Here is a 15034-nt window from a genome sequence, read left to right on the forward strand (position 1 = left end):
CCGATACACCGAACAGAAGAGCACCTTATGGGCAAGGCAACCGGTTTTCTGGAGTTCGAACGCCGCCACGAGGCGTACGAAGCACCGCTCACGCGCGTGAAGCACTACAAGGAATTCGTCGCGGCACTGACCGACGCGGACGCGAAGGTCCAGGGCGCACGCTGCATGGATTGCGGCATCCCGTTCTGCAACAACGGCTGCCCGGTCAACAACATCATTCCGGATTTCAACGATCTCGTTTACCGCCAGGACTGGCAGCAGGCGATCGAAGTCCTGCACTCGACCAACAACTTCCCGGAGTTCACGGGCCGCATCTGCCCGGCGCCGTGCGAGGCGGCATGCACGCTCGGGATCAACAACGATCCGGTCGGCATCAAGTCGATCGAGCACGCGATCATCGACAAGGCCTGGGCGGAAGGCTGGGTGAAGCCGCTGCCGGCCGAGCACAAGACGGGCAAGAAGGTTGCGGTCGTCGGTTCGGGCCCCGCGGGCCTCGCCGCCGCGCAGCAGCTCGCGCGCGCGGGCCACGACGTGACGGTGTTCGAGAAGAACGATCGTGTCGGCGGCCTGCTGCGTTACGGGATTCCCGACTTCAAGCTCGAGAAGTGGCTGATCGATCGCCGCATGCGCCAGATGGAAGCGGAAGGCGTGACGTTCCGCACCAGCGTGTTCATCGGCAAGGATCCGCTGCCCGAGTCGATCGGCAGCCTCGCGAAGGAAACCATTTCTCCGGACACGCTGAAGGAAGAATTCGACGCGGTCGTGATCGCGGGCGGTTCGGAAACGCCGCGCGACCTGCCGGTGCCGGGCCGCGAGCTCGCCGGCGTGCATTACGCGATGGACTTCCTGCCGCAGCAGAACCGCGTGAACGCGGGCGACAAGCTCGCCGACCAGCTGCTCGCGAAGGGCAAGCACGTGATCGTGATCGGCGGCGGCGATACGGGTTCGGACTGCGTCGGCACGTCGAACCGTCACGGCGCGAAGCAGGTCACGCAGTTCGAGCTGCTGCCGCAGCCGCCGGAAGAGGAGAACAAGCCGCTCGTGTGGCCGTACTGGCCGATCAAGCTGCGCACGTCGTCGTCGCACGAGGAAGGCTGCGAGCGCGACTGGGCGGTCGCGACGAAGCGTCTCGAAGGCAAGAACGGCAAGGTCGAGAAGCTGATCGCCGCGCGCGTCGAGTGGAAGGACGGCAAGATGCAGGAAGTGCCGGGCTCCGAGTTCGAACTGAAGGCCGATCTCGTCCTGCTCGCGATGGGCTTCACGCAGCCGGCGGCGCCGGTGCTCGAAGCGTTCGGCGTCGCGAAGGACGCGCGCGGCAACGCGCGTGCGGCGACCGAAGGCGATCGCTCGTACTACACGTCGGTCGACAAGGTGTTCGCCGCGGGCGACATGCGTCGCGGCCAGTCGCTCGTGGTGTGGGCGATTCGCGAAGGCCGCCAGTGCGCGCGCTCGGTCGATGCGTACCTGATGGGGCATTCGAACCTGCCGCGCTGAGCTGAATATCGCGAGCGGGTTTCGACGAAAGCCGGGCGTCCGAAAGGGCGCCCGGTTTTTTTATGGCCGGCGCCAGCCGGGGCGCGCCGGTTTCGCGTGCGAGACGGCGCCGTCCGATCGGGCTGCCTTGCCGTGCCGACACGCATCATTTTCGCGAAGCGTCGTCTAACCTGATGACATCCGGATGCGATTTCTCGTCATCCCAAATCCTTTCGTTTTGTAATGTTCCTTGGAAACTGTCATATCATGTCGCCCCTCGGGCCGCGTTCGCGGTCGATGCTCATGACTGACCCTATTTACAAGGAAACCGGATGGAAGCACTCCTGCATGGGCTGATCGACGCCGTCAACGGCGTGTTGTGGAACTACGTGCTGATCGCGCTGCTGCTCGGCGCCGGTGCGTGGTTCACGTTGCGGTTCCGGATGATCCAGCTGAAGGCGCTGTTCCTCAGCATGAAACTGGTCGGCAGCAAGGGCGAGCCGGGCAGCATCTCGTCGTTCCAGGCGTTCGCGACCGGGCTCGCGAGCCGTGTCGGCACCGGCAACATCGCGGGCGTCGCGGTGGCGCTGACGGTCGGCGGGCCGGGCGCGATCTTCTGGATGTGGATGACGGCGCTGGTCGGGATGTCGTCCGCGTTCGTCGAGGCGACGCTCGCGCAGATCTTCAAGGTGTCGCACCCGGATGGCAGCTATCGCGGCGGCCCCGCGTACTACATCCAGACGGGCCTGCGCTCGCGCGGCTTCGGCGTGCTGTTCTCGCTGTCGCTGATCCTCGCGTTCGGTTTCGTGTTCAACGCGGTGCAGGCGAACGCGATCGCCGACGCATTCCATACGTCGTTCGGCTGGAGCCGCGAGACGGTCGGCCTCGGCCTCGTGCTGCTGTCCGCGCCGATCATCTTCGGCGGCATCCGCCGCATCGCGACGGTCGCGCAGGTGATCGTGCCGCTGATGGCGATCGGCTATCTCGCGCTCGCGGTCTATGCGGTCGCGACGCACATCGCGCTCGTGCCGGACGTGATCGCGCTGATCGTGAGGAGCGCATTCGGTCTCGAGCAGGCGGCAGGCGGCCTGGCCGGCTACGCGGTCAGCCAGGCAATCGCGATCGGCGTGAAGCGCGGGCTGTTCTCGAACGAAGCGGGGATGGGCAGCGCGCCGAACGCGGCCGCGACCGCGAGCACGCGGCACCCCGTCACGCAGGGGCTGATCCAGATGCTCGGCGTGTTCGTCGACACGATCGTGATCTGTAGCGCGACCGCGTTCGTGATCCTGCTGTCGGGCCAGTACGAAGTCGGCACGGGAATGGAAGGCGCGGCGCTCACGCAGCGCGCGATCTCGAGCCACGTCGGCGACTGGGGCGGCATCTACATGGCCGTCGCGATCTTCTTCCTCGCGTTTTCGTCGGTGATCGGCAACTACGCGTATGCGGAGGGCAACGTCGAATTCATCACGAAGCGGCGCGGCGTGCTGCCGTTGTTCCGTGTCGCGGTGCTCGGCATGGTGATGTTCGGCAGCGTCGGGCAACTGCCGCTCGTCTGGGCGATGGCCGATACGAGCATGGGGTTGATGGCGATCATCAACCTGATCGCGATCCTCGCGCTCGGCAAGCATGCGCACGCCGCGTGGGCCGACTATCGTCGCCAGCGCGCGGCGGGCATCGCCGATCCGGTGTTCACGCGCAACACGATCCCCGAACTCGCGCGTGTGCTGCCGGCCGACGTGTGGGGCGAGCACGGCCCGCTGCCGCAGCGTCCCGCTTCGGCTCAAACGGCACGCGCCCCGCGTGCCGCGGTGAGCGAGTCATGAACGGCGACCGGCTCCGTGCGTTCGTCGCGCTGATGCCCGATGCGGCTTCGCGCGACGCGCTGCACGCGTTGCCGGTCACCCGCGGGGCGCGGCGCACGCAGTCCGCGCAACTGCACATGACGCTCGCGTTCATCGGCGCGATCGAACGGGACCGATGCGAGGCGCTGGCCGCGCATCTGCCCGCGCTCGCGGCCGCCCATGCGCTGCCGTTGCTGCCGGTCGAGCGGATCGCGTGGTGGCCGAGCCTGCCGCGCGCGAGGCTGATCGTCGCGGAGCTCGCGGCCGATCCTGCCTGCCTGGCGCTGTATGCCGGGCTGGTCGCGCTGCTGGGCGAATTCGGCGTGCCGGCCGACCGGCGGCCGTTCCGGCCGCACGTGACGCTCGCGCGGCTGCCGCGCGATGCGGTCGGCCAGCCCGCGCACGGCGGTGCGCCCGGGCGGGCGGTCGCGGTGCGTGTCGAAGCGCTGACGTTGTTCGAAAGCCGGCTGTCGCACGAGGGCGTGTCGCATCGGCCGGTCGCGTCCGCGCCGATCGCATGGGCGGACGGTGAGGCGGACGGTCCGGCGCCGCAGTGAGCGGCTTGCGCGCCGCGGTGTGATTGCCGGACGCGATGTGTATCGCGTCGGCGATATCGTCCGGCCAGCCGGGCCAGCCGGGCCAGCCGGGCCAGCCGGGCCAGCTGGGCCACCGCGCCACCGCGCCACCGCGCCACCGGCCCTACCGGCCGTAGCGCGCGAGCGTCAGGCCCGACAAGTCGATCTCCGGTTCCCGCCCCGTGACGAGATCCGCCACCACCTTCCCCGACCCCATCGACATCGCCCAGCCCGTCGAGCCGTGGCCGACGTTGAGCCAGAGCCCGTCGATCCCGCTCGCGCCGAGCAGCGGCGGCCCGTCGGGCGTCATCGGCCGGCGGCCGACCCAGAAGCGCGCCGATGCGCGATCGGCCGCGTGCGGGAACCAGTCGTCGAGCACCTTCATCAGCGTATCGAGCGCCTGCCGGCGCAGCGCTGCGTGCCGGTTGCCGAGTTCCGCGGTACCCGCGACGCGCAGCGTCGGGCCGAAGCGCGTGATCGCCGTCTTCAGCGATTCGTCCATCAGCGCGGCGTGCGGCGCTTTTTCGTCGTCGACGACGGAGAGCGTCGCCGAGTAACCCTTCACCGGATAGAGCGGCACGTCGATGCCGTGCGGCCGCAGCAGTGCGGCGCTGTCGACGCCGAGCGCGACGACGATCGCGTCGGCGGCGAGCCGCGCGTCGCGTTGCTTGCCGCCGGCGTTCGATGCGAGCGGATGCGCTCGTGCGCGATCCGGCGTATCGCCATCCTCGTTGCCGTTACCGACGATCCGCACGCCGCGCACCCGGCCCGCTTCAACGTCGAGCGTCTGCACGTCCGTGTGAAAGCGGAACGTCACGCCGTTTGCTTCGCACAGCGCCCGCAGTTCACGCGTAAAGCGCGCGCAGTCGCCCGCTTCGTCGTCGGGCAGGTAGATGCCGCCGACGGGCGCCTGCCGCGCCCAGCGCAGTCCCGGCTCGATCGCCGTGCAGCCGGCCGCATCGAGCTCGCGAAACGCGATGCCGGCGTCGCGCAGCACCTTCAGCGCGGGCTGCACCATCTGCACGTCGAACGCGCCGCGCAGCAGCTGGAGGTAGCCCCGGCTCGCGCCGTAGTCGAACGGATGCCGGTCGCGAAACGCGTGCAGGCATGCGCGGCTGTAATAGGCGATGCGCTGCATCCGCTGCTTGTTCACACGAAACCGCTCGAATTCGCATTCGCGCAGCCAGCGCGCGATCCAGCGCCACTGCGCGGCTTCGAGCGTCGGCCGGAAGATCAGCGGCGACGCGGGCTCGAACAGGTACTTGAGGATCTTGCCGGGCATCCCGGGGGCGGCCCACGGCGTCACGTAGCCGGGCGCGATCACGCCCGCGTTGCCGAGGCTCGTCGCCTGCGCGACATCGGCCTCGCGTTCGATCACGGTGACCTCGCAACCGGCTTCGCGCAGGTGCCAGGCAGTGGTGACGCCGATCACGCCGGCGCCGAGAACGATCACATGCATGCGGGTTCCGGAACGTGGCGGTTGCTCAGGACGCGACGGCCGGATCGTCGACGAGCGACTTGCCGCGCGTTTCCGGCAGGACGAGCGCGGCGACGACCACGAGCAGGTAGCCGCCGCCCGCGACGAGGCCGATCGCCTTCACGAGCGACATCGACTGCGACAGCGAGCCGACGAGGATCGGGAAGAACGAGCCGAGCCCGCGCCCGAGGTTGTAGCAGAAACCCTGGCCCGAGCCGCGGATCGCACCGGGATACAGCTCCGACAGGTACGCGCCGACGCCCGCGAAGATCCCTTGCACGACGATCCCGAGCGGGAAGCCGAGCAGCAGCATTGCGGTGTCGGTGATCGGCAGCATCGTGTACGCCATGCCGAGCGAGAACGAGCCGATCGCGAACAGGATGAACGACGCGCGGCGGCCGAGGCGGTCGGACAGGATCGCGCCGACCACGTAGCCCACGAACGAGCCGACGATCAGCACGACGAGATAGCCGCTCGTATTGAACACCGACAGGTGGCGGACGGTTTTCAGGTAGGTGGGCAGCCACGTCGTGATCGCGTAGTAGCCGCCCAGCATCCCGGTGCACAGCGCGCTGCCGAACAGCGTCGCGCGCAGGTGCGGCGGCGAGAAGATCTCGAGGAAGTGGCCCGACACGCGGCCTTCGTCGCGCGCGCGGCGGGTGGCCGTGTAGATGTCCGGATCGCTGACGTTGCGGCGGATGTACAGGATCCACAGCGCGGGCGCGATGCCGATCCAGAAGCATGCGCGCCATGCGACCTGCTCGGGCAGCAGCGCGAAGAACGCCCAGTAGAGGATCGCGGCCGCGCCCCAGCCGAACGACCAGCTGCTCTGCACGGTGCCGACGGCCTTCGCGCGGTGTTCGGGCGAGCGGATCGTCTCGGCCATCATGATCGTCACGACCGACCATTCGCCGCCGAAGCCGAAGCCCTGCAGCGTGCGTGTCGCGAGCAGTTGCCAGAACGAATGGGTGAAGCCGGACAGGCACGTGAACAGCGCGAACGTCGCGATCGTCCACTGCAGCACGCGCACGCGGCCGTAGCGGTCGGCGAGGATGCCGGCGACCCAGCCGCCGAGCGCCGACGAGATCAGCGAGCTCGTCGCGATCATCCCGGCCTCGCTCTTCGTCATGCCCCAGGCTGCGATGAGCGTCGGAATCAGGAACGAATAGATCATGAAGTCGAACGCATCGACCGCGTAGCCGCCGAATCCGGCATACAGCGTCCTGCGTTCGCGTGTCGACAGCTCGTCGAACCACTGGAATGCCTGCATGCTTGCCGTCCCCCCTGTTGTCTCGTCCTGTCTCGCGCTGCCGCGTGGCGGTTATTTTACGGGCGGGGAGCGGGGCGCCAAAAAGACGGGAGCGAGAGCGCGATGGCGCGGCGGGCGGCGAGGGCGGCGGCGTGGAACGGCGGGTGTTCCGGGAACGTGCGAGCGCCACGCCAACGTCGGTGGCAGCGACGTCCCGCGCATCCGCACGACGTACGGCCGCTCGATTCAGAGCGTCAGGCCGCCGTCGATGTGGACGATCTGCCCGGTGATCTGCCGCGCCGCATCCGACAGCAGGAACGCGATCAGCGCGGCGACGTCGTCGGGTTCGGCGATCCGGCCGAGCGGTGTCGCCTGTTCGGCCTGCGCCCACGCGTCGGCGTTGCCGGCGCTCGGCCCGTGGTCCTTGCGCGTGAAGCCCGGCGCGACCGCGTTGACGGTGATGCCGCGCGCGGCGAATTCGGCGGCGGCGGTGCGCACGAGCGATTCGAGCGCGGCCTTCGCGGCAGCGGTGGCCGCGAACGGCGCGTCGGCGCGGTAGCGGTGCGCGACGAACGAACTGACCGCGACGATCCGCGGCGCGGCCGACGCCTCGAGCAGCGGCCGCGCGCGGCCCGCGAGCGCGGAGAACGCGCCGGGCATCGCCGCGAAGGCGGACGCGAGCGCGTCCGTGGAAAGACCGGAAAAGGATTGCCGCGCGGCGAAGCCGGCGTTGGCGACGAGATGATCGAGCCCGCCGAAGCGCGTGGCGGCGGCATCGACGAGCGAGGCGGCCACGCCTGGCTCGCCGAGATCGCCGGTGAGCGTGACGCACTCCGCGCCGGCCGCCGTGCACGCGCGGGCGACTTCGGCGAGCCGCGCGCGTGCCGCTTCGTCCGCGCCGCGTGCGTGCAGCGCCAGCGCGATGCCGGGCGCCGCGAGCCGCCGCGCGAGCGCCGCGCCGATCCCCGAACCGGCGCCGGTGATCAGCGCGATCCGGGCGACGTGCGCGGCGCGTGGCTTCACGCCGCGACCTTGTCGCTGTCGTTCACGCGCTCGACGTTGATCGTGCCGGCGTGGAACGCGGCCAGCGACTCGCGGTGCGCGATGCTGACGATCGCGGCCTTCGGCAGCCGTTCGGCGAACAGGTGGTACAGGCGCGCCTCGTTGTCGGCGTCGAGCGCGCTCGTCGCTTCGTCGAGGAACAGGAAGTCGGGCTTGTGCAGCAGCACGCGCGCGCCGGCAAGGCGCTGCTGTTCGCCCGGCGACAGCACGCGGGTCCAGTGCGCGGTCTCGTCGAGGCGCTCGGCATAATCCTCGAGGCGGCATGCGCGCAGCGCGTCGCGGCAGGCTTCGTCGCTGAACGCGTCGGCGGTCGCCGGATAGGTGAGCGCGGCCTTCAGCGTGCCGATCGGCAGATAGCTCGTTTGCGGCACGAACATCATCCGCGCGCCGACCGGCGCGTCGATCGCGCCGTCGCCGAACGGCCAGAGCCCCGCGAGCGCGCGCATGAACGTGCTCTTGCCGGAACCCGACTTACCGATCACGAGCCAGCGCGAGCCGGGCTCGATCGTGACGCTGCCGATGTTCGCGAGCGCGTTGCCGTTCGGCAGCGCGAGCTTGAGCGACGACGTCGACAGCTTCGCGCCGTCGACGTAATGCAGGTTGATGCCGCCGTGCTCGGTCGCGGGCGACAGACTTTCCTTCAGGTGCGACGTGCCCATCACGCGCTTGAATTCGCGCAGACGGTTGACGGTGGCGCGCCATTCGACGAGGGTCGAGTAACTGTTGATGAACCACGAGAACGAATCGCTGACGGTGCCGAACGCGGACGAGATCTGCATCAGCACGCCGAACGAGAACGCGCCCGCGAAATAGCGCGGCGCGGCGACGACGAGCGGGAAGATGATCGCGATCTGCCCGTAGAAGCTCAGCACGAACGTGAGCCGCTTCGTGTACTTCATCACGCGCCACCAGTTGTCGCGGATGCGCATGAAGAGGTTTTGCGCGTTGCCGGTCTCGGTCTTCTCGCCGTCGTAGAACGCGATCTGCTCGGCGTTCTCGCGCACGCGGATCAGCCCGAAGCGGAAGTCGGCCTCGACGCGCTGCTGCTGGTAGTTGATCGACACGAGCGGGTGGCCGACCTTCTGGATGATCAGCGAGCCGACCACCGCGTACAGCGCCGCCGCCCACACCATGTAGCCGGGGATCGTGATCGGCGTCGCGCCGAGCGAGAACGTCAGCGCGCCGGCGAGCGACCACAGGATCGTGATGAACGACACGAGCGTGACGACCGTCGACAGCAGGTCGAGCGACAGCGCGAGCGTGGTCGTCGAGAACGACTGAAGGTCGTCGGTGATCCGCTGGTCGGGGTTGTCGGCGAGACGGTCACGTTCGATCCGGTAGAACGCGCGATCGCCGAGCCACTGGCCGAGAAAGCGGTCGGTGAGCCACTGGCGCCAGCGGAAGCCGAGCATCTGCCGCAGGTAGCGGCCGTACACGGCGAGGATGATGAAGGCGAACGCGAGCGCGGAGAACTGCATCAGCAGGTTCGGGAAGTCGTGGACGTCCTTCGACTGCAGCGCGTTGTAGAACTCCGCGTTCCACTTGTTGAGCCGGACGTTGATCCAGACCACGCAGAGGTTGATCGCGATGATCGCGACCAGCAGGCCCCATGCGATTTTCCATTCGGACGATACCCAGTAGGGCTTGATGAGGCTCCATGCGGATACCGGGCGCTCGTCCTGCGGCGCGTCGGAGGCGGAGCGGACGGGATCGATCGATTGGGTCATGTGCTTCCTGATGAGTAGCCGGCGCGCGGGCCGGGCGAAGCCGGGCGCGCGCCGCGATACGGCATGCCGGGACGCGGCGCCGACTGACGGCGGGCGTCCGGATGGTCGCCCGCGTGTCTTAAACGGCACTTAAGGCCGGCGGTGACGCGGCAACCGGCCGCTCGCGCGGCCGGCCTGCGGGCATTGTGCCAGAGCGGCGCGGCACGACGGCGAATTTGCCGCAAGGGGGACAGTTTGCGGCGCTTTCCGCTTTTATGGTCTAATGGCCGACGACGAAACAGGGGTGCTTTGTAGCGCGGCCGGCGGATGTTCCGGGCAGCGCAATGAGGCTGAGAAAGACCCTTCGCACCCGATCCGGGTAATACCGGCGAGGGAAGTTTCTGATCCCGCCGGGTCGCGCTGGCTGCCATCCCACATGGTCAGCGCCCGAGTCCCGCCCGGCCGGCCTTTGCTGCCGGTTTCGTCCTTTTGGGTACGCGCATTGCGCGTTACGGAAGGAATGATGACCGCACAATCTTCAGTCTTTTGCATGGTTCCCGGCCCGATGTCGCGTGCATTCGCATGCGGCGGCGCGTGCGCGTCGACGTTCGTCGAGCGCGCCCGTGCGGAGGGGGCGCGATGAACGTCCGGGACACCCGCCCCGATTTCGCGGTGCTCGGCGGCGGCCTTGTCGGCCGCCTGATCGCATGGCGGCTCGCAGGCGACGGCCATCGCGTCGCGCTTTACGAGCGCGGCGGCCCGGACGGCGAGCAGTCGGCCGCGTGGATCGCTGCCGCCATGCTCGCACCGCTCGCGGAAGCGGCGAGCGCGGAGCTGCTGATCACCGAGCTCGGCGCCGCGTCGCTCGCGCGCTGGCCGCAGTGGCTCGCGGAACTGCCCGAACCCGTTTTCTTCCAGCATCACGGCACGCTCGTCGTCTGGCATCACGCGGACCGCGCGGAGGCGCCGCTGTTCGAGCGGCGCGTGCGCGCGAACGCGCCGGCCGGCCTGTTCGACAGCGGTTTCGTGACCCTCGCCGGCGCGCAGGTCGACGCGGCCGAGCCGGTGCTCGCGGGCCGTTTCGCGCGCGGCCTGCTGCTGCCGAACGAAGGCCAGCTCGACAATCGCCAGGCGTTGCGCGCCCTCGCGGCCGGCCTCGCCGAGCGCGGCGTCGACCTGCACTGGCACGTCACGATCGACGATGCGAACCTGCCCGCCGCGCATTTCACGATCGATTGCCGCGGCCTCGGCGCGAAACCCGCGCTGCCCGCGTTGCGCGGCATCCGCGGCGAAGTCGCGCGCGTGCACGCCCCCGGCATCGGGCTCACCCGGCCCGTGCGGCTGCTGCATCCGCGCTACCCGCTCTACATCGCACCGAAGCAGGACGATCTCTACGTGATCGGCGCGACCGAGGTGGAGGGCGAGGACATGTCGCCCGTCAGCGTGCGCTCCGCGCTAGAACTGCTGAGCGCGGCGTTCTCCGTGCATCCGGCGTTTGGCGAGGCGCGCATCCTCGAACTCAATGCGCAGTGCCGGCCGACGCTGCCCGATCATCGCCCGGCGGTGATCTGGGATGGTGCGTCGACGCTCGCCGTCAACGGCCTGTACCGGCACGGCTTCATGATCGCGCCGGAAGTCGCGCACGCGGCCGTCGCGCTTGCCGAAGCCGCGCTCGGCGGCGCGTTCGGCGATCCCGACGCGTTCGCCGCGTGGCGCGACGCCGAGCGCTGGCCGACGCTCCTTCATCACCGCAACGACGCGCGCCAGCCGGCCTGACGCGCACCGCCGACCGAATTCGACGAAGCCTCATGGACATCCAGATCAACCAACAGAACCTGACGTTGCCCGACGGCGCAACGGTGGCCGACGCGCTCGCCGCGTACGGCGCGCGTCCGCCGTACGCGGTCGCGCTGAACGGCAACTTCGTCGCGCGCACGCAGCATGCGGCGCGCGCACTCGCGGCGGGCGACAAGCTCGACGTCGTGCACCCGGTCGCGGGCGGCTGAGCGCCGCCGGTTCGTCCCCGCTCTTTCAGGAAAACGACATGACGTCCCTCACCTCCGCCGACGCGCTGACGCTGTACGGCGAAACCTTCGCAAGCCGCGTGCTGATCGGCACGTCGCGCTATCCGTCGCTGCAGTCGCTGTCCGATTCGATCGCCGCGTCGCGCCCCGGGATGGTGACGGTCGCGCTGCGCCGCCAGATGACGGGCGGCACGGCCGAAGCCGGCTTCTTCGACCTGCTCAAGCGTCACGCGGTGCCGCTCTTGCCGAACACGGCCGGCTGCCAGACCGTCGCGGAAGCCGTGACGACCGCGCACATGGCGCGCGAGGTCTTCGGCACCGACTGGATCAAGCTCGAGCTGATCGGCGACGACTACACGCTGCAGCCCGACCCGGTCGGCCTGATCGAGGCGGCCGCGCAACTGGTCAAGGACGGTTTCAAGGTACTGCCGTACTGCACCGAGGATCTCGTGATCGGCCGGCGCCTGCTCGACGCCGGCTGCGAGGCGCTGATGCCGTGGGGCGCGCCGATCGGCACCGGCAAGGGCGTCGTGAACCCGTACGGGCTGCGCGTGCTGCGCGAGCGCCTGCCGGACGTGCCGCTGATCGTCGACGCCGGGCTCGGCGTGCCGTCGCACGCGTGCCAGGTGATGGAATGGGGCTTCGACGGCGTGTTGCTGAACACGGCCGTGTCGCAGGCCACGCACCCGGAGATCATGGCGCGTGCGTTCGCGCAGGGCGTCGAGGCCGGCCGTGCCGCGTATCTCGCCGGGCCGATGGACGCGCGCGAGACCGCGCACGCCAGCACGCCGGTCGTCGGGATGCCGTTCTGGCACCAGGACGGGGGCGGCGCATGAGCGTGCGTTTCGCCGATGCATTCTGGCCGCCGGCCGACGAACTGGCCGAAGCGGCCGAACGGATTCGCGCCCGGCTGGGCGACTGGCCGGACGCCGCCGCGCCGTGGCGGCTTTGCGTCGCGGTGCCCGACGCGCCGGCCGACGGCGACGTGCTGATCGTATCGGCCGGCGACCGCGCCGCGCAGGCACGCGCGTCGGCCGCGTCGCGGCCCGCGGCGCCGGGCGCGGTCGCGATCGAATTCGACGAGCAGGGCGCGGTGCTGCACACGGCGGGCGCGCGCTACGCGCTCGACGCCGCGCATCCGCTCGCGGACGACTGGATTGCCGCGCTCGCCGCGTTCCTCGACTGCGGCTTTGCGCCGGTCGACGCGCTGGTGCTGGCGCTGGCCTGGCGCGACGGCGACGAAACGCGCGCCGCCGATGCGTGGCCGGTCGACGCCGCGCGGTTCCCGCGTGTCGCCGGGCTGCCGGCCGCGCCGGAACCCGCGTTCGCGCCGTGCCCCGCGCAGCTCGGCCTCTATCCGGTCGTGCCGGACGCCGAATGGGTCGAGCGCGTGCTCGATTGCGGTGTGCGGACCGTGCAACTGCGCGTGAAAGGCGCGACGCCGGACACGTTGCGGCGGGAAATCGCACGCGCGGTCGCGGCCGGGCGCCGCCATCCCGATGCGCGCGTGTTCATCAACGATCACTGGCAGATCGCCGTGGAAGAGGGGGCGTACGGCGTTCATCTGGGCCAGGAAGACCTCGAAACGGCCGATCTGGCCGCGATTGCGCGCGCGGGCCTGCGGCTCGGACTTTCGAGCCACGGTTATTACGAAATGTTGCGGGCATTGCACGAGCGCCCGAGCTACCTCGCGCTCGGCCCCGTGTATGCGACCGCGACCAAGGCCGTCGCCGCGCCGCCGCAGGGCCTGGCGCGGATTGCCCGCTATGCGCGCTTCGCGGGGGCGCGGGCGCCGCTCGTCGCGATCGGCGGGGTGGGGCTCGACGCGCTGCCGGCCGTGCTGGCGACGGGTGTCGGCAGTGTCGCGGTGGTCAGTGCGGTGACGGGCGCGGCCGACTATCGGGCTGCCGTTGTTGCGTTGCAGCAATGTTTTCCCGGACAATTTGACAATCATTGACCGCAGGGCCCGGAACGGCGTCACGACATCATTCCAATGCAGGCCCTATAATTCGGCGTTCTGCGTAAAAGGACTGTCAGCTCCGTGAGCCCCACTCCTACCGAGACCCTGCTGGAACTTCGCGACGTCGACTTTGGCTACGGCGACCGCCTCGTCCTGTCCAACCTGAACCTGCGCTTCGGGCGTGGGCAGGTCGTCGCGGTCATGGGCGGGTCGGGTTGCGGCAAGACGACCGTGCTGCGCCTGATCGGCGGCCTCGTGCGCGCGCGCCGAGGCCAGGTGCTGTTCGACGGCGCCGATGTCGGCGCGCAAACGCGCGACGGCCTGTATGCGCTGCGCCGCAAGATGGGCATGCTGTTCCAGTTCGGCGCGTTGTTCACCGACATGTCGGTGTTCGAGAACGTCGCGTTCGCGCTGCGCGAGCATACCGACCTGCCCGAAGACCTGATCCGCGACCTCGTGCTGATGAAGCTCAACGCGGTCGGGCTGCGCGGCGCGCGCGACCTGATGCCGTCCGAGGTGTCGGGCGGGATGGCGCGCCGCATCGCGCTGGCACGCGCGATCGCGCTCGATCCGCAGCTCATCATGTACGACGAGCCGTTCGCCGGCCTCGATCCGATCTCGCTCGGCATCACCGCGAACCTGATCCGCACGCTGAACGAGGCGCTGGGCGCCACGTCGATCCTCGTCACGCACGACGTGCCCGAATCGTTCGCGATCGCCGACTACGTGTATTTCCTGGCCAACGGCGGCGTGCTCGCGCAGGGGACGCCCGACGAGCTGCGCGCGTCGACCGATCCGAGCGTGCGGCAGTTCATCGACGGCGCGCCGGACGGCCCGTTCAAATTTCATTACACGAGCCCGCCGCTGGCGGCGGATTTCGGGCTCGGCGGAGGGCGCGCATGATCAGCGCGATCGGACGTTACGTCATCGGCGGCCTCGAGCGCGCGGGCTACGGCACGCGGCTGTTCGTGCGCCTCGTGCTGGAATTCTTCCCGCTGCTGCGCCGGCCTCGGCTGGTCACGAAGCAGATCCATTTCCTCGGCAACTATTCGTTCGTGATCATCGCCGTGTCGGGGCTGTTCGTCGGCTTCGTGCTCGGCCTGCAGGGGTACTACACGCTGAACCGCTACGGTTCAGAGCAGGCGCTCGGCCTGCTGGTCGCGCTGTCGCTCGTGCGCGAGCTCGGGCCGGTCGTCACCGCGCTGCTGTTCGCGGGCCGCGCGGGCACGTCGCTCACGGCCGAGATCGGTCTGATGAAAGCCGGCGAGCAGCTCACCGCGCTCGAGATGATGGCGGTGGACCCGATCAAGAACGTGATCGCGCCGCGCCTGTGGGCGGGCATCATCGCGATGCCGCTCCTGGCCGCGATCTTCAACGCGGTCGGCGTGCTCGGCGGGTACTTCGTCGGTGTCGTGCTGATCGGCGTCGATCCGGGTGCGTTCTGGTCGCAGATGCAGGGCGGGGTCCAGGTCTGGGCCGACGTCGGCAACGGCGTGATCAAGAGCATCGTGTTCGGGTTCGCCGTGACCTTCATTGCACTGTTTCAGGGGTATGAAGCGAAGCCCACGCCCGAGGGCGTGTCGCGCGCGACGACCAAGACGGTCGTGTTCGCGTCGCTCGCCGTACTCGGCCTCGATTTCCTGCTGACCGCGCTGATGTTCAGCTAA

General features: G+C 69.5%; 13 protein-coding genes and 1 riboswitch. Of the genes, 9 read left to right on the top strand and 4 right to left on the bottom strand.

All coding sequences use genetic code 11. The annotated features are described in order from the left end of the window. Positions 1 to 27: 27 nt before the first annotated feature. The 3 genes from E9536_RS36320 (at position 28) to thpR (ending at position 3871) form a co-directional block, all read left to right on the top strand. Complete coding sequence (locus E9536_RS36320; protein ID WP_021162703.1) at positions 28 to 1494, top strand: glutamate synthase subunit beta; 1467 nt, start codon at positions 28 to 30, stop codon at positions 1492 to 1494. Positions 1495 to 1805: 311 nt separating this feature from the next. Further along, a complete protein-coding gene (locus E9536_RS36325) occupies positions 1806 to 3296 on the top strand; it encodes an alanine/glycine:cation symporter family protein (RefSeq protein ID WP_136472474.1) in 1491 nt (496 codons plus the stop codon). After that, positions 3293 to 3871, top strand: coding sequence for an RNA 2',3'-cyclic phosphodiesterase (gene thpR / locus E9536_RS36330; protein ID WP_136472476.1), 579 nt, complete (start codon positions 3293 to 3295; stop codon positions 3869 to 3871). Before E9536_RS36325 ends, thpR begins: the two co-directional genes overlap by 4 nt. 142 nt (positions 3872 to 4013) lie before the next feature. On the opposite strand, the gene E9536_RS36335 is transcribed toward thpR, so the two are convergent. The 4 genes from E9536_RS36335 to E9536_RS36350 all read right to left on the bottom strand — a co-directional run bounded on the left by E9536_RS36335 (position 4014) and on the right by E9536_RS36350 (position 9404). Then, the gene (locus tag E9536_RS36335; protein WP_136472478.1) at positions 4014 to 5348 is read right to left on the bottom strand and encodes a D-amino acid dehydrogenase; all 1335 of its coding nucleotides are present in this window, start codon (positions 5346 to 5348) and stop codon (positions 4014 to 4016) included. A gap of 25 nt (positions 5349 to 5373) precedes the next feature. Then, positions 5374 to 6636 carry an MFS transporter gene (locus E9536_RS36340; protein ID WP_124919742.1) on the bottom strand — a complete coding sequence of 421 codons (1263 nt, stop codon included), beginning with the start codon at positions 6634 to 6636 and terminating at the stop codon, positions 5374 to 5376. Positions 6637 to 6861: 225 nt separating this feature from the next. Next, the gene (locus E9536_RS36345) at positions 6862 to 7638 is read right to left on the bottom strand and encodes an SDR family oxidoreductase (protein ID WP_059698117.1); all 777 of its coding nucleotides are present in this window, start codon (positions 7636 to 7638) and stop codon (positions 6862 to 6864) included. Continuing rightward, positions 7635 to 9404, bottom strand: a complete 1770-nt coding sequence (locus E9536_RS36350) for an ABC transporter ATP-binding protein/permease (RefSeq protein ID WP_059698116.1) — start codon at positions 9402 to 9404, stop codon at positions 7635 to 7637. The genes E9536_RS36345 and E9536_RS36350 overlap by 4 nt, the downstream gene beginning before the upstream one ends. 269 nt (positions 9405 to 9673) lie before the next feature. Then, positions 9674 to 9797, top strand: a riboswitch (TPP riboswitch). A gap of 225 nt (positions 9798 to 10022) precedes the next feature. On the opposite strand from E9536_RS36350, the gene E9536_RS36355 reads away from it, so the two are divergent. The 6 genes from E9536_RS36355 to mlaE all read left to right on the top strand — a co-directional run bounded on the left by E9536_RS36355 (position 10023) and on the right by mlaE (position 15034). Further along, complete coding sequence (locus E9536_RS36355; RefSeq protein WP_124546524.1) at positions 10023 to 11159, top strand: FAD-dependent oxidoreductase; 1137 nt, start codon at positions 10023 to 10025, stop codon at positions 11157 to 11159. 32 nt (positions 11160 to 11191) lie between these two features. Then, positions 11192 to 11389 (top strand): sulfur carrier protein ThiS, encoded by a 198-nt coding sequence (thiS, locus tag E9536_RS36360; RefSeq protein ID WP_011350713.1) that lies wholly within the window; start codon positions 11192 to 11194, stop codon positions 11387 to 11389. Positions 11390 to 11427: 38 nt separating this feature from the next. Beyond that, complete coding sequence (locus E9536_RS36365) at positions 11428 to 12243, top strand: thiazole synthase (RefSeq protein ID WP_021163925.1); 816 nt, start codon at positions 11428 to 11430, stop codon at positions 12241 to 12243. Further along, positions 12240 to 13364, top strand: coding sequence for a thiamine phosphate synthase (gene thiE, locus E9536_RS36370; RefSeq protein WP_063807446.1), 1125 nt, complete (start codon positions 12240 to 12242; stop codon positions 13362 to 13364). Before E9536_RS36365 ends, thiE begins: the two co-directional genes overlap by 4 nt. Positions 13365 to 13448: 84 nt before the next feature. Then, complete coding sequence (locus tag E9536_RS36375) at positions 13449 to 14270, top strand: ABC transporter ATP-binding protein (RefSeq protein WP_014898316.1); 822 nt, start codon at positions 13449 to 13451, stop codon at positions 14268 to 14270. Beyond that, the gene (gene mlaE / locus E9536_RS36380; protein WP_021164333.1) at positions 14267 to 15034 is read left to right on the top strand and encodes a lipid asymmetry maintenance ABC transporter permease subunit MlaE; all 768 of its coding nucleotides are present in this window, start codon (positions 14267 to 14269) and stop codon (positions 15032 to 15034) included. Before E9536_RS36375 ends, mlaE begins: the two co-directional genes overlap by 4 nt.

Origin of the sequence: Burkholderia sp. LS-044, from assembly GCF_004803625.1 — a bacterium.
GTDB lineage: Bacteria > Pseudomonadota > Gammaproteobacteria > Burkholderiales > Burkholderiaceae > Burkholderia > Burkholderia cepacia.